The following is a 20,384-nucleotide window of genomic DNA, read 5'->3' as shown; positions in this document are numbered from 1 at the left end:
TATGCGACCGGGAAGGCACGGCCTGCTGCTGGCCACGGCGTTGTCGGCGTTCGCGCTGACGGCGTGCGGCGGCGCGACCGTCGAAAATGACCCGGGCACCGACACGAGCGTCGCCCCGCTGGAGCGGGCCCCGCAGTCGACGCCCGCGGAATCGGACGATGAGTCGGACGACGGGGGCGAACGGCCCCCGGCGGCCCCGCCCGCGAGCCCGCAGCCGCAGGATCAGGGCGCCCAGGAGGTCTCCGAGGTCCCGACCCCGCAGCCGGAGCGCTCCGGGGAAGACACCGCCTTCCTCGGCGGGCTCTCGGACGGCGGCATCGACGTCAACGGTGTCGAGGACCAGCTCATCGGCGCGGCGTCGACCGTCTGCCGGGCGGAGGAATCCGGCATCGGCGAGGTCACCGTCACCGCGGTCGCCGGTCAACTAGTCGAGCAGCAGCGCACCGAACTGACCGCGGAGGACGCCGTCGCGCTGATTGAGAATGAGGCACGGGCGGCGTACTGCTAGAGCAATGAGAAAAACACTCACCGTCCTCGCGGTGCTGGTGATCCTGGCGCTCATCGGCGTCGGGGTCTTCCAGTGGCTGCGCACCAGTGACGACTCCCCGCTGCCGCCGATCGGCGAACCGCCGATCCCGACGGAACCGGAGCAGCCGGACTGGTGCCCGGAGGTCGAGGTCATCGCCGCGCCGGGCACGTGGGAGTCCGCCGCGGACGATGATCCGATCAACCCCACCGCCAACCCCTGGAGCTTCATGCTGTCGGTCACCCGGCCGCTGCAGGAGCGCTACACCCCTGACGAGGTCAAGGTGTGGACGCTGCCGTACACGGCCGAGTTCCGCAGCATCAACTCCCGGAACGAGATGACCTACGACGCCTCGCGCAATGAGGGCACCTCCACGCTGGAGGGGGAGCTGCGCCACATGAACGACGTCTGCCCGGCCACCGACTACATCCTCACCGGCTTCTCGCAGGGCGCGGTGATCGTCGGGGACATCGCCAACAAGATCGGGCAGGGCCACGGGGCCGTGCCAGCGGAGAAGATCAGGGGTGTCGCCCTGGTCGCGGACGGGCGCCGGGAACCTGGTGTGGGCCAGGTCCCCGGCAACCCGGTCGCCGGCGTCGGCGCCGAGGTCGCCCTCGAACCGCTCAACCTGCTCGTCCAGCCGGTCGTGCCGGGCGCGACCATGCGCGGCCCCCGCCCCGGCGGATTCGGCGAGCTGCAGGACCGCACGTACGACATCTGCGCCCCGGACGACAGCATCTGCGACGCCCCGCGCGACGTCGGCAACGCACTCGCGCGCGCCCAGGAACTGGCCGCCGCCAACGGCATCCACGCGCAGTACGCCACCAACCCCAACGTCATCCCCGGCACGACGACCAACGCCTGGATCGTCGACTGGGCGATCGACCTGATCGAGAACGACCCGTCAGACCTTCTGGACCCACCCCTGGACATTCCCCTCGACGTAACGGGGTAATAACCGCGGACAATTAACAGGGGGCGGTGCCTGCTCTGTTAGGTTGGCAGGTAAAAGTAAGTCCCACCGCCCCGCGAACCGCGCACCCGCGCATGATGGCCGCCGCCGGACGTCCCGGAATCTCCGGGAGAACCCGCTGGTCAGCGGCGGGCCACCGACAGACACAAGGAGAAGCATGGACCTGAAAGCGGCGATGAGCCAGTTCTTCAACGAGAAGGGTGAGATCACCCTCGCCCCTCAGCTCACCCTGGCGGGGCTGGCTGAGCTGATGTACCAGGCCGATCTGCAGATGGGCGGCGGCGAGCGACACTGCCTGCGGTTCTGGGATTTCTCGGAGTCCCGCGAGGGTGTCCCGGTGGATTACAACCGCACCGGGATCAACACCCGCATCAAGGCGGTCGCGGCCCGTCTGCAGCAGGTGGGCAAGCTCGGCGACCGGGTGGCCATCCTGGCCAACAACTCCCCGGAGTACATCTTCGGTTTCATCGGCGCCCTCTACGCCGGCATGACCCCGGTGCCGTTGTACGACCCGAACGAGCCGGGCCACGCCGACCACCTGAAGGCCGTGTTCAACGACTCCGAGCCGAAGTTCGTGCTCACCAACTCGCTGTCGGCCGCCGCGGTGCGGGAGCACTTCGCGGAGATCCCGTCCCGCCAGCGTCCGCGCATCCTGTCCGTGGACTCCCTGCCGGACACCCTGGCCACGTCCTACCAGAACCCGATGACCACCCTCCAGGGCCAGCAGATGATGGCCTCGGCCCAGACCATGCCGGTCGACACCCCGGCCTTCCTGCAGTACACCTCCGGTTCCACCCGCACCCCGGCGGGCGTGCTGCTGACCAACCGCTCCATCCTGACCAACGTCCTGCAGATCTTCACCGCGATCCGCCTGCAGATGCCGCTGCGCCTGGTCTCCTGGCTGCCGCTGCACCATGACATGGGCATCATCCTGGCCACCTTCGTGACCATCCTGGGGCTGGAGATGGACCTGATGACCCCGCGCGACTTCATCCAGCAGCCCAAGCGCTGGGTGGACCAGCTCAACCGCCGCGAGTCCGAGGAGGGCGTGTCCATCTACGCCGTCGTCCCGAACTTCGCCCTCGAGCTGGCCGTGCGCTACGGCCGGCCGAAGGACGGTGAGACCCTCGACCTGTCGGCGGTCGACGGCATCATCATCGGCTCCGAGCCGGTGACCGAGAAGGCGCTGGACTCCTTCACCGAGACCTTCACGCAGTTCGGCCTGGAGCGCACCAGCCTGCGCCCGTCCTTCGGCCTGGCCGAGGCCTCCCTGCTGGTGACCACCCCGCAGACCAGGAATCGCCCGCTCGTCTCCCACTTCGACCGCGACAAGCTCGCCGAGGGGGTCGCCGAGATCGTCGCGAAGGACTCCGGGCGGGGTGTCGCCTTCGTCTCCAACGGCCAGGTCGTGCGCCCGCAGTACATGACCATCGTCGATCCGGAGACCCGCGCCGAGCTGCCGGACGGCACCGTCGGTGAGATGTGGGTCAAGGGCGACAACCTCGCCGCCGGCTACCTCGGCCGTGAGCAGGAGACCGCCGACACCTTCCACAACACCCTCGGTGAACGTCTCGCCGAGTCCCGCGTGGAGGGTGCCCCGGAGGACGGCTGGATGGCCACCGGTGACCTCGCCGTGATCATCGACGGTGAGACCTACATCACCGGCCGTCTCAAGGACCTCATCGTCATCGCGGGGCGCAACCACTACCCGCAGGACATCGAGTACACCGTCCAGGCCGCCACCGACCACGTCCGCCCGGACGCCGTCGCCGCCTTCTCCGTCGAGGGGGAGGACGTCGAGAAGCTCGTCATCTTCGTCGAGCGCGACGAGCGTGCCGACGCCGCCAGTGACGCGGACGTGGTCGAGGCCATCCGCGGTGCGGTGAGCTCCGCCCACGGCGTCACCCCGGCCGAGATCCGCGTCCTGGAGGCCAACGCCATCCCGCGCTCCTCCTCCGGGAAGATCGCCCGCCGCGTGGCCCAGAAGTCCTACCTGGCCGAGCAGCGGTAGTCTCCCGCCGGGCCCGCCGCCGGCGACGCCGCCATGAGCCCCTTCCCCGTACCCCGCCGACCGGGCCCCACCGGATCCGTCGGCGCGTCGTGGGGGAGCGGGCTCATGCCTGTTCCCGGGGTCCTGCGTCGGGCGTGGGAACGTGCGTGGCCACCCGCCTGGCCTGCACAATGAAACACATTGGAATAATGGGACGATACTTCCCTGTACAGAAAAATCTGTCCAGACCGTGCCGTGACCGCTGCCCGTCTCCCCGCCGCCCACTCCCGCACCCGGGAGGATGGAACGGGAACGGGCAGCCCGAGAAACATTGTAAGGATGTAGTCGCCGTATGAGTGAGAGCCAGAGCCCGGCGCCGATGACCGTTGAGCAGCTGCGCGGGTGGCTCCGCACCTGGGTCGCCGGTGTCACCGGCCTGCCCGCGGAGGAGATCGCCGACGACAAGCCGATGGAGAACTTCGGCCTGTCGTCCCGGGACGCGGTCGTGCTGTCCGGTGAGCTGGAGAATCTGCTCGGCGTGCAGCTCGACGCCACCATCGCCTACGAGTACCCGACCATCGCGGGGCTGGCGACGCGCCTCGTCGAGGGCGAACCGGCGAGCCGGGGGAAGTCCCGTGCCCGGGCCACCCACCGTCGCGTGGCCACCGATGCGGCCACCACCCCGGGCACCCACGACATCGCCGTGGTCGGCATGGCCGCGCGCTTCCCGGGCGCGGGCGATCTCGACGAGTACTGGTCGATGCTGGTGGAGGGCCGCGACGGCACCGGTCAGCCGCCGATCGGCCGCTGGAGCGAGTACGCCGGTGACGAGGTCATGTCCCGCAAGATGGAGGAGCAGAACCTCACCGGCGGGTACCTGGGCGACATCGCCTCCTTCGACGCCGAGTTCTTCGGTCTGTCCCCGGTCGAGGCCGCCAACATCGACCCTCAGCAGCGCATCATGCTCGAGCTGACCTGGGAGGCCCTGGAGAGCGCCCACCTGGCACCCAACGAGCTGCGCGGTGCCCCGGTGGGGGTGTTCCTGGGCTCGTCCAACAACGACTACGGCATGCTCATCACCGCCGATCCGGCCGAGGCCCACCCCTACGCGCTGACCGGCACCGCCAGCTCGATCATCCCGAACCGCATCTCCTACGCCTTCGACTTCCGCGGCCCGTCGGTCAACGTCGACACGGCCTGCTCGTCCTCGCTGGTGGCCGTCCATCAGGCGGTGCGCGCCCTGCGCGCCGGCGACGCCGACGTCGCCGTGTCCGGGGGCGTGAACATCCTCGCCTCCCCGTTCGTGTCCACCGCCTTCGGAGAGCTCGGCGTGATCAGCCCCACCGGCCACATCCACGCCTTCTCCGACGACGCCGACGGCTTCGTGCGGGCCGACGGCGCGGGTGTGCTCATCCTCAAGCGGGTCGACGACGCCCTCGCCGACGGCGATGACATCCTCGCCGTCATCAAGGGTTCGGCCGTCAACTCCGACGGCCACTCCAACGGCCTGACCGCCCCCAACCCCGAGGCGCAGATCGACGTCCTGCAGCGCGCCTACGACGACGCCCGCGTCGATCCGGCCGGGGTCGACTACATCGAGGCCCACGGCACCGGCACCATCCTCGGCGATCCCATCGAGGCCACGGCCCTCGGCGCGGTCCTGGGTGTGGAGCGGGAGCGCAGGAACCCGACCCTGCTGGGCTCGGTCAAGTCCAATATCGGCCACTCCGAGTCTGCCGCCGGCGCCGCCGGCCTGATCAAGGTCGTCCAGTCCATGGGCCACGGCGTCATTCCGCCGTCGGTCAATTTCTCCGCACCGAACCGCTACATCGACTTCGACGCGGAGCACCTGGAGGTCGTCGAGGACCCGCGCGAGTGGCCCGAGTACTCCGGCCGTAAGGTCGCCGGCGTGTCCGGCTTCGGCTTCGGCGGCACCAACGCGCACGTCGTCGTCTCCTCCTTCGATCCGGCCGATTACCCGGACGCCACCGTGCGCTCCCTTGAGCCGCAGCTGGCGGATCCGGAGAAGCCGAACGCCGTCGCCCTGCCGGTCTCCGGCCTGCTGCCGTCGCGGCGTCGACAGGCGGCCGCCGACCTCGCCGACTTCCTGGAGAGCCGCGGCGACACGGGGGACTCTGCCCTCGTGCCCGTCGCCCGCTCCCTGGCCGGCCGCAACCACGGCCGTTCGCGTGCGGTCGTGAGCGCCGAGAACGTCGCCGACGCCGTCAAGCGCCTGCGCCAGGTGGCCGAGGGCAAGGTCTCCGTCGGCATCGCCGCCGCCGATTCCCCGGCCGCCGCCGGCCCGGTGTTCGTCTACTCCGGTTTCGGATCCCAGCACCGCAAGATGGTCAAGGATCTCATCGGGTTCTCGCCGATGTTCCTCGCCCGCCTCGAGGAGCTGGATGAGCGTGTCGACGCCGAGTCCGGCTGGTCCATCCTCGACATCGTCCGCGACGACGAGCAGACCTGGGACACCGAGACCGCACAGGTGGCCATCACCGCCATCCAGATCGCGCTGACCGACCTGCTGGCCGCCTTCGGCGCGAAGCCCGCGGCCGTGATGGGCATGTCCATGGGCGAGATCGCCGCCGCCTACGCCGCCGGCGGAATCTCCGCCGACGACGCGATGCAGATCGCCTGCCACCGCGCCCGCCTGATGGGCGAGGGCGAGAAGTCCCTGCCCGAGGACCAGCTCGGCGCCATGGCCGTTGTCGAGCTGTCCACCGCGGACCTCGAGGCGCTGACCACGGAGCACGAGGACTACGTCGGCATCGAGCCCGCCGTCTACGCCGGTCCCGGCATGACGACGGTGGGCGGCCCACGCGAGGCCGTCACCGCGCTCGTCGCCAAGCTGGAGACCGAGGGCAAGTTCGCCCGCCTGCTCAACGTCAAGGGCGCCGGCCACACCTCGGCCGTCGAGCCGCTGCTCGGCGAGCTCGCCTTCGAGACCGCCGGCGTCACCGCCCTGCCGCTGGAACTCCCGCTGTTCTCCTCCGTCGACCCGGGCGTGGTCCACCAGCCCGGTGCGGTCATCCACGACACCGACTACTGGCTGCGGATGACCCGCCGGGCCGTCCACTTCCAGGACGCCACCGAGGCGGCCTTCGCCGCCGGCCACACCACCCTGGTGGAGATCTCCCCGAACCCGGTCGCCCTGATGGGCATGATGAACACCGCGTTCACCGTCGGCAAACCCGACGCCCAGCTGCTCTACGTGCTCAAGCGCAAGGTCGACACCGTCGAGTCGATCCGCGATCTGCTGGCCAAGCTCTACGTCGCCGGCGCGCCGATCGACTTCTCGCTGATCTACGGCGACGGCGAGCGCATCGACGCCCCGCACATCACCTGGAAGCACCAGCGTTACTGGACCAACGCCCGCCCCGCGAGCAACCGCGCCCCGGAGCTGCCGGGCGCCCGCGTCACCCTGCCCGACGCCCGCGTGGCCTTCTCCACCAACGCCGACCAGGTGCCCTCCGCCCTGGCCCTGCTGGAGCTGGCCGCCGAGGCCGTGGAACCGGGCGCGCAGCTCGTCGCCGCCGAGGAGCACGCGATGCTCCCGCCGAACGGCGAGATCACCACCGTGGTCGCCCGCGGCATCGGTGGGCTGACCATCACCGTGCACAAGGTCAACGCCGAGACCTCCCGGACCACCCTGCTGGCCGAGGCCTTCGCCACCACCCTCCAGCTGGGCGCCCCGGCCGGGGTGCCGGGCGTGGCCGCCCCGCAGGCGGGTCCGACCGCAGGCCCCGCCGCGGCAGACGCCGACGACGACCTGGGCGTCGAGGCCGTGCGCTGGGATCCCGCCTCCGGGGAGACCGTCGAGCAGCGCATGCGCGCGATCGTCTCCGAGTCCATGGGCTACGACGTCGACGACCTGCCGGCCGAGCTGCCGTTGATCGACCTCGGCCTGGACTCGCTGATGGGCATGCGCATCAAGAACCGCATCGAGAACGACTTCCAGATCCCGCCGCTGCAGGTCCAGGCGCTGCGTGACGCCTCCGTCGCCGACGTCGTGGACATCGTCGAGGAGGCCGTCGAGGCCCGTCTCGCGGGCGGGGGTGGCGGTGCTCAGGCCGGTCCGGCCGCCCCCGCCGTCGACGCCTCCCTGTCCCCGACCGCGGGTGAGGGCGTGACGCCGACCGAGCCGGTGGAGACCGCCCCCGCCGCCGAGGCGGGCGCGGAGAAGCAGGGCGCCCAGGGTGTCGGCGTGGCCCCGCGCGACGCCTCCGAGCGCATGGTCTTCGGCACCTGGGCCACCTTCACGGGCGCCGCCGCCGCGGGCGTGACCAGCCCACTGCCGGCCGTCACCGACGAGCAGGCCACCCGGATCGCCGAGCGGCTGACCGAGCGCTCCGGCATCGCGATCAGCGCCGCACAGGTCCGCGAGGCCGAAACACTCGAGCCGCTGGCCGACCTCGTGCGCGAGGGCCTGGAGACCGAGGTCGAGGGCAATATCCGCGTGCTGCGGGCCCGCGCTGAGGAATCCACCCGCCCGAGCGTGTTCCTGTTCCACCCGGCCGGCGGTTCCTCGGTGGTCTACCAGCCGCTGATGCGGCGTCTGCCCGAGGACGTGCCGGTCTACGGCGTCGAACGCCTCGAGGGCTCCCTGGACGAGCGCGCGGCGGCCTACCTCGACGAGATCCGCGCCTACGCCGCCGGGCGGCCGATCATCCTCGGCGGCTGGAGCTTCGGCGGCGCGCTGGCCTTCGAGGTCGCGCACCAGCTGCAGGGCCTCAATGACCCTGACATCGAGGTCGCCAGCATCGTGCTGCTGGACACGGTCAAGCCCTCCGAGCCGATCCCGGACACCATGGAGGAGACCAAGGCCCGCTGGCAGCGTTACAGCGACTTCGCCGCCAAGACCTACGGGCTGGAGATCCCGGTTCCCTTCGAGCTGCTGGAGACCGCCGGGGAGGAGGCTCTGCTGGGCATGCTCGAGCAGTTCCTGGCCACCACGGACGCCTCGGAGCACGGCCTGTCCGCCGGTGTGCTGGAGCACCAGCGCGCCAGCTTCGTGGACAACCAGATCCTCGGCCGCATGGACCTGTCGCGCTGGGCCGACGTGAACGTGCCGGTCATGCTCTTCCGCGCCGAGCGCATGCACGCCGGCGCCATCGAGCTGGAGCCGCGCTACGCGACGATTGATCCGGACGGCGGCTGGTCGACTATCGTTGACGAACTGGACATCATCCAGCTCCACGGCGACCATCTGGCCGTCGTCGACGAACCCGAGATCGGTACGGTGGGGGCACACCTGACCCGCCGTATCGAGGAACTGGACCGCTAGAGCAGAACGAATCGAGTGGTGATCTGTGACTGAGAGCACGACCGCGGACAAGCTCGCGGACCTGCGGGCCCGCCTCGCCAAGGCGCAGGACCCCGGCAGTGAACGCGCCCGCAAGCGGCGGGACGAGGCCGGCCGGTCCACCCCGCGCCAGCGCATCGCCCGGCTGCTCGACGACGGCAGCTTCGTCGAGGTCGGCGCGCTCGGCAAGACCCCGGGCGACCCCGACGCCATCTACTCCGACGGCGTGGTCACCGGTTACGGGCGTATCGACGGCCGCCCCGTCTGCGTCTACGCGCACGACAAGACCGTCTACGGCGGTTCCGTCGGCGTGACCTTCGGCCGCAAGGTCGTCGAGGTCATGGACATGGCGATCAAGATCGGCTGCCCCGTCATCGGCATCCAGGACTCCGGCGGTGCCCGCATCCAGGACGCGGTGACCTCCCTGGCCATGTACTCCGAGATCTCGCGACGTCAGCTGCCGCTGTCCGGTCGCAGCCCGCAGATCTCCGTCATGCTGGGCAAGTCCGCCGGCGGCGCCGTCTACGCCCCGGTGACCACCGACTTCGTCATCGGCGTCGAGGGCGAGACCGAGATGTACGTGACCGGCCCCGCCGTGATCCGCGAGGTCACCGGTGAGGACGTCACCTCCGCCGAGCTCGGCGGGGCCCGTCAGCAGGAGCTCAACGGCAATATCTCCGCGGTCGTCGGCAGTGAGGACGAGGCCTTCGACTTCGTCCGCGACCTGCTCGACCACCTGCCGCTGACCTGCAATGACCCGGCCCCGGTCTTCGACGCGCCCGCCGACGAGGAGGTCGCCGTCACCCCCAGCCTGGACACCTTCATGCCGGATGACACCAACGCCGGCTACGACATGCTGGACCTGCTCGTCCAGCTCGGCGACGACGAGAATCTCGTGGAGATCCAGGAGAACTACGCGCCGAACCTCATCACCGCCTTCGGGCGTATCGACGGCAGGGCGGTGGGCTTCGTCGCCAACAACCCGATGCACCTGGCCGGCTGCATCGACGCCGACGCCGCGGACAAGGGCGCGCGCTTCATCCGCATCTGCGACGCCTACAACATCCCACTGGTCTTCGTCGTGGACACCCCCGGCTACCTGCCCGGTGTGGAACAGGAGAAGGTCGGCCTCATCCACCGCGGTGCCAAGCTCGCCTTCGCCGTGGTCGAGGCCACCGTGCCGAAGGTCTCGCTGATCGTGCGCAAGGCCTACGGCGGTGCCTATGCGGTGATGGGTTCGAAGAACCTCACGGGGGATATCAACCTGGCGTGGCCGACCGCCCAGATCGCGGTCATGGGTTCCGCCGCGGCCGTCGTGATGATCCAGGGCAAGCAGCTCGAGGCCGCCCCGCCGGAGCAGCGGGCCTACCTCAAGAAGGTCTTCATGGACTTCTACGACGAGAACATGACCAGCCCCTACGTCGCCGCCGAGCGCGGCTACCTGGACGCCATGATCCAGCCGGGGGAGACCCGCCTGGCCCTGCGCCACGCGCTGCGCCAGCTGGCAACCAAGGACGTGCGCGACCTGCCGAAGAAGCACACCATCATGCCGATGTAGGGTCCCGGATCCGAACGGGGGTGGAGGGTGCCCCGGGAGGTCAATTGAGCCGGCAAGAAATCTTAAGGAAAGTTATTATGTTCCTTAAGTTTTCTTATTCCGTCCTCGTGTCCTCCGGGTGTCCGGTCCCGGGTCCGGCCGGTGGCGGATTGCCCCGGAAGGATCACGTTGATGTCCCGACCCGACAGCAGGCCCCGGTCCCCGTTCCCCGATGGGAACACCGGTGAACACCGAGCCGACCAGGTGGCACCTCCCGCCGGATCCGGGACCGGTGCCGGGGGCGGGGAACCCGGCGTTGTCGCCACCGCTCAGCGCCCCCCAGCGGCACCGGCGGACGGTGACCTCGAATTCCGTATCCACCACGCCGTGGACACGGAGCTGGAGGCGCAGTGGAGCGATCTCGCGGAGCGGTGCGCCACCAGGTTCGCCTCCCGTCCCTCCTACGGGCTGAACTGGTACCGGACCCTGGGGAAGGGGCGGTTGGCGGTCGCGACGGTCCATGACGGTGGCCGGCTCATCGCGCTCCTTCCGCTCCACGCACGCAGGCGCCCGGGGGTCACGATCCACCGCTGGCTCGGTCACGGGCTGGGCACGGTGGGCGAACCCCTGGCCGAGGACGGGACCGCGGTGGAGGAGCTGGTGGCCGGGCTGCACCGCTCCGGGGTGGTCCTCGAGCTGACGCACATCGAAGCGGGCTCGCCGCTGCTCTCCGCCCTGCACCGGCACGGTGGTTGGGCGGTGGAGTACACGCGGGACGAGCTCTGCCCCGTCATCGACCTGCCGCCGGGCGCCACCCCCAGGGACCTCCGCAGCGCGAAGACGCTGAGCAACCTCCGTCGGCACCGGGGGAAGATGGCCCGGCTCGGCGCGCCCCACGAGTTCCGGGTGCTGGAGACCCCGGAGGAATTCGAGGAGCACTGGCCTGACATCGTCGCCGTCGCCGAGGCCTCGGCAGAGGGGGACGCGGGGAGGCGCGAGAATCTCTGTGCCCCTCCCTTCGACGCATTCGCGAGGAATTTCCTGCTCGAGGAGGCGCGCGGCGGCCATCTGCGGATCTGGGGGTTGACCTTCGGCGGCTCCTGGGCGGCCTTCGCGATCATGCTGCAGACGGGAAAGGCCGCCGAAGGGTGGTTCACCCGTTTCAACCCGGAATTCCGGAAGGCGAAGACCGGACACCAGCTCATCGAGGACATCTGCCGCCGGCACGATGACCTCGGCATTACCCGGGTGGACATGATGATCGGCCGCAGCTCCTACAAGAGCGACTGGCAGACCGGTGAGTACGCGGTCGGGACGCTGCGCGCCGCACCGAGGGGCAGGGTCGGAGCGCTCCCGCTGGTGAGGCTGAGTGATTCCGTCGTCGCAGGGGCCCGCGCCGGGTTGCGGAAGCTGAGGACGTGCCCGTCTCCCCGGCGTTTCGGCGACGCGAGGCAGCGGTAGCCGGCGTCGAGGCGGTCAACCCGGCGATTGCGGGGACAAGGAAACTTAAATCAAGCTAGTCTTTGTCTTAATATTTAACAAGTCCGCCCGGGTGTCGCCCGGATGTCCTGGCCCGGGTCCTGCCCGGGGGCGGATTGCCATGGAAGGACCATGCTGATGCTCCGGCCCGACAGAAAACCCCGGTTCCTGTTCGTCAACGAAAACATCGGCGGGCACCGGACCGTTCACAGTTCACTCCGGAAAATCTTCGCGGATCGCGGGGACATCGACGTCGAGTTCATCGACGGCGAGGCCCCCGGACCGCTCGGCCGGCTGCTCCGTGCCCCAGTGCCGGGCCTGGACCGGCTGGACCTGGATCTGCAGCCACTGCGGGGACAGCTGGTGCATTCCTGGGCGATGCGCCGCCGGGTGCGGCGGCGGCTGGCGGCCGGGGGGATCGACGCGCTGCACGTGTACACGCAGAACACGATGCTGGGCGGGGCACGCATCCTGCGGTCCATCCCGACGGTGATCACCACGGACAGCACGGGCAGGCTGAACGTGTTCAGCATCCCCTATCGGAGACCCACCCGCTTCACCGCCCCGTTGAGCCGGCTCAACCTCATCTTCGAGAGGCCGGTGCTGCAGGCGGCGACCAAGGTCTTCGCCAACACCCGGAAGGTCGTGGACTCGCTGCGCTCCGCGGACTACCGGCTGCCTCCCCGGCAGGTCTCCCACCTGGAGATGGGGGTGTACTCCCCCTACCTCACCGAGCCGCTCCCGGTCCGCGACCCGGCCCGGCACCCGGGCATCGTGTTCATCGGCACGACGCTGGAGCGCAAGGGCGGCACGATGCTGCTCGACATCTGGCGCCGGGAACTGAAGGACCGCGCGGACCTGACCCTGATCACGCTTGAGCAGGTGCCCGCCGAACCCGGTCTGACCGTGGTCAACGATCTGCAGCCGGGGGATGCGCGCCTGTGGGAGATTCTCGCCCGCGCGGACATCATGTGCTTTCCCTCGGTGATCGACCAGGCGCCGAACGCCATCCTCGAGGCGATGGCGGCCGGGCTTCCGGTCATCGCCCACCCCAACGGCGCAGTCCCGGAGATGGTGCTCGACGGGGAGACCGGTTTCCTGGTGGACTGCCACCGGCGCGAGCCCGTCGCCGACGCCCTGAAGACTCTGATCGACGACCCATACCTGCGCATACGGATGGGGGAGGAGGGCCACCGCCACGTCCGGGAGCACTACAACATGGCCGACTCAGCCTCCGTCATCGTCGACGAGCTGCTCGCGACCGTCACCGGTGGGCGGCGTACCTCGGCGGCCTCCCCGGACGGGGAGGGGGACGGGACGGCCGGGATCCTCCGCTTCCGGATCCACCACACCGTGGACGCGGAGCTCGAAGCGCAGTGGGATGAGCTCACGCAGCGGTGTTCCACCAGGTTCGCCTCCCGGCCCTCCTACGGTTTGAGCTGGTACCGGACCCTGGGGAGGGGGGATCTGGCGATCGCGGCGGTTTACCGCGGTGACCGGCTCGTCGGCCTTCTTCCGCTCCACACGCGGAAGCGGGTGTGGGTCACGGTCCACCGCTGGCTCGGCCACGGGCTCGGCACCATCGGCGAGGTCCTGGCCGAGGACGGTGCTGCCCTGGATAAGCTGGTCACGGGCGTGCGCGAGGCCGGGATCCTGCTCGAACTGACACACGTGCCGGAGGATTCCCCGCTGCTCGCCGCACTGCTGGACAGCGGTGGCTGGACCGTGGAATACACGGTGGACGACCACTGCCCGGTGATGGATGTTCCACGGGGAACCACCCCGGGCGATCTCCGGAGCGCGAAAACCCTGAAGCGCCTGCGGGTACTGAGAAGCGGTGCCGCGAAGGAACTCGGAACGGTGGGTTTCACGGTTCTCCGCACTCCGGAGGAACTGCGGGCGCACTGGCCCGACATGCTGCGGGTCACCCGCGTTTCTGAGGAGGCCGACAGGGAGAATCGCCTCAACCTGTTCGGCGAAGGGCACGCGGCCTTCACGGAACGCTTCCTGGCCCGGGAGGCGCGGCGCGGTCACCTGTGCGTGATCGGCCTGACGGTGGACTCGGTCTGGGTCGCGTTCGACGTCATGTTCCGGACGGGCGAGCGGGCGGAGGCGTGGTTCACCGCCTTCGACCCCGCTTACGGCAAGCTCGCTCCGGGACACCAGCTGATCGAGCACTCCGTCCGGATTCACGACGAGCTCGGCATCACCCAGATCGACCAGATGATCGGGCGCAACCCGTACAAGCAGGCCTGGCAGACCTCGGAGTATGCGGTGGGCACTGTGTTCGCGGTTCCGGTGTCGCGCTCCGGACTGCTCCCCCTGGCCAAGGGCGCCAACGGTGCCAGCGACGTCCTCCGCCCCGCGGTGGGGCAGTGGCGCCGCCGGGTCGCCGTCCCGGCAGGGGAGGGGCAGGGCACATGAGCACCGTCGACCAGTCATCCGGCGTCCAACGGCGGGAGCGCCGGAAGGGCGTCGGGACGGAGAACCGCCGACTGTTCAGCAGCAGCACCGCGATGATCCTGGGCCGCCTCATCACCGCCGTGTTCGGGTGGGCGGGAAGCGTGATCATCGCCCGGACGCTCACCGGCGACGATTGGGGACGCTACTCCTTCGTCTTCGCCCTACTGGGCATCATGGAGGTGGTGACCGACCTCGGTGTGGGGCGTGTCGTCCTGGCCAGGCTGACGTCGGACAAGCCCGAGGAGGTGTCCAGACTCGCCGGTTCCTTCATCATGCTGCGCACGGCGCTGGGGATCCTCGGTTACCTCATCGCTCTCGGCTACGCCTACTTCGCGGGGCTGGCCCCGCTGGTGGTGGCCGCCGCAGGCCTGGCGGGCACCACGGTCGCGCTGGCGACCCCGGCGAACGCTCTTTTCGTCCTCTACCAGAGCAAACTCCGCCTGACCTACGTCGCTGTCTGGGACATCATCGGCCAGGCGGTGCAGTTCCTGCTGATCGTCGCCGTCGCCGCCGTCCACCCGGCCCTGCTCGCCTTCATCATCCCCGCGATCGTCCGGGAGATCGTGGTGTTCGCCGCCCGGGCCGCCGGGGTGCCGAAGCTGTTCACGCCTGAGTTCCGCCCGTCCTTCAGGGCGGTGACCGCCTACTGGGGGGAGATGCTGCGCGAGGCCCTCCCGATCTCCGTCGGATTCGCGTTGTTCACCCTCCTCGAGCGCATCGACATGCTGATGCTGCAGCAATTGGGCACCTACGAGGCCGTCGGCGTGTACGCGATCGGGTACAAGTTCTCGGATCTGATGGGACTGATCGTCAGCGCCCTGGCGGTCCCCTTCACCACGGTTCTCATCAAGACGTGGCCGGAGCAACCCGGGGTGTTCCGCGCTCGGCTCCATCAGGCGGTCGCCGTCGCGGCGTTGCTGGGAGGTCTGGGTGCCGTCGTGTTCTGGCCGAGCGCTGAAGCGTTGATCTCCCTGCTGTACGGCACCCAGTTCGCCGGCGGGGCGGCCGCGGCCGCCCTCCTGGTGGTCGGCAGTGCCTTGTCCGGCCTCACCTTCGTGGTGGTATCCGCGCTGGTCGCGGCGAGAAAGCTACGGGTGTTCCCCTGGATCGCGGCAGCCGGACTCCTGCTCAACGTCGGCCTCAACCTGGTCCTGATTCCGCTGTGGTCAATCGACGGGGCGGCGATCGCCACCGTCGCCACCGAAGTGGTGATGCTCGCGGCCATGCTGCTCCTGCTGCGGGGCAGCCTCGGTATCCCCGGGGTCTCGCCCTGGGGGCTGCTCATCCGGCAGGCGCTGGTGGCGACGGCCGTCGCGGCGTCGGCGGTGCTGCTGGTCAGCGAGGTCGGCATCCCCTGGCCGGTGGTGGTCCTCGTGGCCGTGACCGTCCACGTCACCGTGTCCGCGCTGACGGAACGCCGGGCAAGCGCCGCTGTCCTCACGCAGGTCCGCTCGATTCTGGGCGGATGACGGGCCGGCTGACCATGCGTCCTGAAAGGGAAGGTTGAGAACATGTCTGACAGATCCGTACGCTCCGCGGGGGCACGTGCGCTCCGCGGGCTGGCCTCCCCGGTCGCGGACCGCTTCGGAGGATCCGGGTTGGTGATGGCGTACCACGACATCATCGACGACCTCGCGTCCCCGTACCCTTACGCCGTGCGTGCCTCCGTCTTCCGGGAACAGGTCGCGATGGTCGGGCAACTCGGATACCGGTTCGTCCCCCTGTCGGAACTGGCGGAGACACTCGTCGCGGGCGGATCCACGTCGGGGAAGGCCGCGATCGTCTTCGACGATGCCCTGATCGGGGTCCACCGCAACGCCCTGCCCGTCCTCCGGGAGCGAAACCTCCCCTGGACCCTGCTGCCGGTCACCGACCATCCCGGCGTTTCCCCTCCCTGGTGGCAGGAGGCGGACCGGACAATGGATCTGGATGAGATTCGCGAGGCGGTCGCCGCCGGGGCCGAATTGTGCGGACACACGGCGACGCACCTCTCACTTCCGGACATGTCTCCCGGGCAGGTGCAGGATGAACTGGTCCGCTCCCGGGAGCTGCTGTCGGAATGGGGCGGTCGGGAGGTCGTGGACCTCTGCTATCCGTTCGGGCACCAGAACGCACGGGTCCGGGAGCTGGTCCGGGCCTCGGGGTACCGCACCGGCTGGACCTTCACCAACGGCCGGTGCCATCCGGGCGACGAGCCCCTCACCCTCCGGAGAATGGCCATGCACGACGAACTCCGCGGTCTCCACTGGGCACGCACCCTGCTCCGCCCGAGGTGGACCTGGCCTGCCGTGGAGGACGTGGAGGCGGGAGGGGGATCGGGATCATGATCAGTCTCATCGTCACGGCCGCGGTGTGCGCGCTGTTGTTTCTGCTGTCCGTCCGGAGGCCACAGTGGGGCATCATCGCCATTGCCGCCCTGGTTCCCTTCCACGGACTGCTGCTGGTGTTTCCGGTGGCGGCCACCTTCTGGAAGGAGGCCGCGGTGCTCACCGTCGCCCTCGCCGGCGTCCTCGCCGCGCGCCCCCGGGGCCGGGTGACCGTCGCCCCCTGGCTGGGGCCGGCGTTCCTCCTGGTGCTGGTGGGCGTCGTGTCCGGGGTGGTGGTGCTGGGGGCTGATGCCGCGTTCCCGGTGAAGATCGCCTTCTTCTACCTCATCCCCGCCGTGGTGGTCTATTTCTTCCCCTTCACCCGCGCCGACAAGGATCTGCTGGTGACGGTGCTGATGTGGACGGGGCTGCTCAGCGCGATCTTCGGGCTCTGGCAGCAGGTGGTGGGCGGTTACCGTCTCGCGGATCTCGGGTACGAGTGGAACGAGCACATCCGTTCCGCGGGACCGCTGCTGCGCAGTTTTGGCACATTCAATCAGCCGTTCCCCTTCGCGTTCTACCTGATGCTCGTCCTCATCATCGCCGGGACCGCGGCATTGTCCCGGCCGGGGCGTCCCAGATCGCGGATCTTCTGGGCCATCTCCCCGATCCTCCTGCTCGCCATGGCCTCCTCCGTGGTGCGGGCCAGCTTCATCGGACTGCTCGCGGCGGTGATCGTGGTGGGGGTGGTGCTGCACCGCCGGCTGCTCAGATACCTCGCGGTCGCGGCCGTGGCCGCTGTCCTGCTCGTCCCGGTGGCCCTCGTCATCGACCAACGTGGGGTGCTGGCGACCATGGCCTCCTCCAGCAGCCTGCAGGAACGAGGGGGGCACTGGTCGCTCACTCTTCCGCAGATGCTGATCCACCCCTTTGGCGGAGGGCTGGGCACGACCGGTTCCTCCGCGGAGAAGGTGGCGGAGATCTCCGGATCCATGACCGCGGTGTACCAGCCGGACAACCAGTACCTGAAGATCGGGCTCGAGCTGGGGCTGGTGGGGCTGGCCCTGTACGCGGTGACCGTGGGGGTGGCGATGGTGGTCCTGCGGCGGCTCATCCGGGTCCAGCGGGACGTGGTGGAACAGGGTTTCACAGCCGGAGTCCTCGGAGTGACGGTGGCCGCCTGCGTGGCGGCCGCCTTCGCCACCTACCTCGAGATCTTCCCCCTGGATTTCCACTTCTGGCTGCTCCTGGCCTGTGCCGCATCAGTTCCGCGGGGGGAGGCCGCCAGGATCGGTGGATGGGCGTCGACGCGGTTCATCCCCCCTCGTCGGAGAATGCCGTCCGCAACGGACGAGCGGTGGGCCCGGCATCCCGTTTAGTTTCTTGAAACATCTTTCTAAGGTGATTCTTGTAGTAGTTTCAGATTCATGCACTCGGTTGGAACAACCGGAAAGGGTCGAGAATGTCGGAGAAAACGCTGACGATTGATCGGTGGTCGCCCGGGGCGGCCTCGCCCGCCCCTGTGCCTTCCCCTGTCCCCACCCCACTCGACCTGGGGCTGATCGCTTCCGCGTTCCTTCGCTCCATCCCGGCCGCGCTCGTGATCGCGGTGGTGGCGGGCGGAATTTCCGCGGGGGTCCTCTCGCAGACCGACCCCGTCTACGAGGTGAACACCCAGGTGTCCCTGGGATCGCCCGCCGACACGAGCCTGGATCCGCAGACCCTCGAGACGCTGGGCCCCCTGTACTCGTCGATCGCCAACGACGAGGCGACGAAGGATATCGTCCGCCAACGCACCGGGTTGGACGATCCTGCGCTGACCACCTCGACGACCTCCGTGCCCGGCATGATCGAGGTGAGCGCCCGGGCCGGAAGCGTCGGTGAGGCGCGGAATGTGGCCGCCGCGGTCGTCGAGTCCATGTCGCGCCGCAGTGACTACCTGTACTCCGAGTCCACTCAGAGTCTCGCGGAGGACGTGGAGCGGCGGACCGCCGCGATTCGGGAGCAGATCGACAACCGCCGGGAGGAGGATGAGGACGCCGACGTCTCCGACCTGGAGGGGCAGATCGACATGATCCTCCAGGACACCCGGGATGAGCGTATGCAGCACGTGCAGCCGATCGTGTTGTCCCAGTCCGACAATGACGGGGAGCCGGTGTGGCCCAGACTCTGGCAGACCAGCCTGGTCGTCGGACTGCTGGTGTTCCTCCTGGCGCAGATCCCGCTCACCGTGTGGAAACTCCGGCGTCACCGGCGCGCGGACGCCCTGTGGCTGCGGTTGATCGGACACCGCTACGGGGTGGATCGGGAATCGGCGCTGGCCGATGGCGGGCTGACGCCTCTGGCGGAGGCGAGGGTGTCCACAGCGCTGGCCGAGGGCGGCGACGTCCTCATCCTCGGGGACGTCGACACCGGCGGCATCTTCGACGCCTACGACGCGGAAAGACTGCACCGGGCCGGCTGGCTGGATCCCTGGTGGCGTGAGGTCTCTCCCCCGGACCTTCAGCTCGGAGTCGTGGTGATCGACAAGGGTGACCGCCGGGCGAATCTGGCGGATACCGCAGTGGAGAGGCTGATGGAGAGCGGAGTCCCCGCGTTCGTTGTGGTCCGTTCCGGGAAGAGAAAGGCGAATGGCGATGGCGCCGAAGATCGCGATCGTTCATGAGCGGCTGACCGACGTCGCCGGCAGTGAGCACGTCGTCGCGGAGCTCGCGACGACCTGGCCCGGGGCGGAGGTGCACGTCCCGTTCGCCCGCGCCGAAGGTATCCCGGCGGGACTGGCGGACCGGGTGCGCACCGGGCCGCTGCAGCGGCTCTACCGTGTCCTGGGGGAGAAGAGCTACGCTCCGTTGCTGCCCCTGGTCCCCCGGGCACTGAGGCACGGAGGCCTGAAGGACTCCGAGCTCGACGCGGCCGTGATCAGCCATCACGCCTTCGCCCTGGCCGCGGTCGGCGCCGTTGACGCCCCTTCGGTCGCCTACGTGCATTCCCCCGCCCGCTGGGCGTGGGACGCGCAGTTCCGGCGGGATGAGGCGAGCGGCCTCCCGAGGTCTGCAGCGCTGCGGGCGCTGGCGGCCCGGGCCCGCGCCAACGAGCGGAGGTGGGCGCCGCGGGTCACCTCGGTCGTGGCCAATTCGACGGCCGTCCGGGGTCGAATCCGGCAGTGGTGGGACCGGGAGGCCACCGTCGTGCACCCACCCGTGGACACCGCCTACTTCACCCCTGACACGGAAACGGGGAAGGGTGACTACTTCATCGCCGTGGGCCGGCTCGTGCCGTACAAGCAGGTGCCCCTCGCCGTCGCCGCGGCCGTCGAGGCGGGGGTCCGCCTCATCGTCGTCGGTGACGGGCGGGACATGGAACGGGCCCGCTCCATGGCGGGCCCCGGGGTGGAGTTCCGGGGCCGTCTGCCCGGTGCGGAGATGCGGGACCTGGTGCGGGGCGCCCGCGCGCTGCTCATGCCGGGCGAGGAGGATTTCGGGATCGTGCCGGTGGAGGCGATGGCGTGCGGTACCCCGGTGATCGCCCTCGGCCGCGGGGGAGCGCTGGACACCGTCCGGCCCGGGGAGACCGGCGTTCTGGTGGACGGTGGCGACGAGCGGGAGATCGTGCACAACCTGGCCGAGGCCATGCGGGATTTCAACGACGCGCAGTACAGCACCGGACAGTTGAGTTCCTGGGCCGCGACATTCTCCCCCGCGGAGTTCCGCCGGAAGATGTCCGCCGTCGTCGCCGGGGTGCTGTAACCGCGCGCAGCCGGTGGCGGTGCACGTCCACCCGGCCACGCCCCCGAACCTGAGGACCT

Annotated in this window: 12 protein-coding genes; all 12 read left to right on the top strand. The window is 69.6% G+C overall.

Annotation, left to right across the window (positions count from 1 at the left end; all coding sequences use genetic code 11):
- Position 1 precedes the first annotated feature (1 nt).
- Positions 2–508, top strand: a complete 507-nt coding sequence (locus A605_RS13315) for a DUF732 domain-containing protein (protein WP_015402031.1) — start codon at positions 2–4, stop codon at positions 506–508.
- Positions 509–512: 4 nt separating this feature from the next.
- Entirely contained in the window at positions 513–1,481 is a 969-nt protein-coding gene (locus A605_RS13310) for a cutinase family protein (RefSeq protein WP_034990963.1), read from the top strand.
- 175 nt (positions 1,482–1,656) lie between these two features.
- The gene (locus tag A605_RS13305; protein WP_015402029.1) at positions 1,657–3,510 is read left to right on the top strand and encodes a FadD32-like long-chain-fatty-acid--AMP ligase; all 1,854 of its coding nucleotides are present in this window, start codon (positions 1,657–1,659) and stop codon (positions 3,508–3,510) included.
- Between the two features lie 331 nt (positions 3,511–3,841).
- Positions 3,842–8,776: a polyketide synthase Pks13 gene (pks13, locus tag A605_RS13300; protein WP_015402028.1), complete on the top strand. Its 4,935-nt coding sequence runs from the start codon at positions 3,842–3,844 to the stop codon at positions 8,774–8,776.
- 25 nt (positions 8,777–8,801) lie between these two features.
- Positions 8,802–10,352 (top strand): acyl-CoA carboxylase subunit beta, encoded by a 1,551-nt coding sequence (locus A605_RS13295; protein WP_015402027.1) that lies wholly within the window; start codon positions 8,802–8,804, stop codon positions 10,350–10,352.
- Positions 10,353–10,718: 366 nt separating this feature from the next.
- Positions 10,719–11,792, top strand: coding sequence for a GNAT family N-acetyltransferase (locus A605_RS13290; RefSeq protein ID WP_149029448.1), 1,074 nt, complete (start codon positions 10,719–10,721; stop codon positions 11,790–11,792).
- A 156-nt stretch (positions 11,793–11,948) separates the two neighbouring features.
- Positions 11,949–14,234, top strand: a complete 2,286-nt coding sequence (locus tag A605_RS13285) for a GNAT family N-acetyltransferase (protein WP_149029447.1) — start codon at positions 11,949–11,951, stop codon at positions 14,232–14,234.
- Entirely contained in the window at positions 14,231–15,742 is a 1,512-nt protein-coding gene (locus A605_RS13280) for an oligosaccharide flippase family protein (RefSeq protein ID WP_015402024.1), read from the top strand. Before A605_RS13285 ends, A605_RS13280 begins: the two co-directional genes overlap by 4 nt.
- 42 nt (positions 15,743–15,784) lie before the next feature.
- Complete coding sequence (locus A605_RS13275) at positions 15,785–16,600, top strand: polysaccharide deacetylase family protein (RefSeq protein WP_149029446.1); 816 nt, start codon at positions 15,785–15,787, stop codon at positions 16,598–16,600.
- Positions 16,597–17,958: an O-antigen ligase family protein gene (locus A605_RS13270; RefSeq protein WP_015402022.1), complete on the top strand. Its 1,362-nt coding sequence runs from the start codon at positions 16,597–16,599 to the stop codon at positions 17,956–17,958. Before A605_RS13275 ends, A605_RS13270 begins: the two co-directional genes overlap by 4 nt.
- Positions 17,959–18,101: 143 nt before the next feature.
- Entirely contained in the window at positions 18,102–19,244 is a 1,143-nt protein-coding gene (locus tag A605_RS13265) for a GumC domain-containing protein (protein WP_027004443.1), read from the top strand.
- Positions 19,210–20,325 carry a glycosyltransferase gene (locus tag A605_RS13260; RefSeq protein WP_015402020.1) on the top strand — a complete coding sequence of 372 codons (1,116 nt, stop codon included), beginning with the start codon at positions 19,210–19,212 and terminating at the stop codon, positions 20,323–20,325. Before A605_RS13265 ends, A605_RS13260 begins: the two co-directional genes overlap by 35 nt.
- Positions 20,326–20,384 lie beyond the last annotated feature (59 nt).

Origin of the sequence: Corynebacterium halotolerans YIM 70093 = DSM 44683 (assembly GCF_000341345.1) — a bacterium.
Taxonomy (GTDB): domain Bacteria; phylum Actinomycetota; class Actinomycetes; order Mycobacteriales; family Mycobacteriaceae; genus Corynebacterium; species Corynebacterium halotolerans.
Note: the sequence above shows the minus strand (reverse complement) of the source record. Positions and strands in the feature narration are given on the sequence as shown.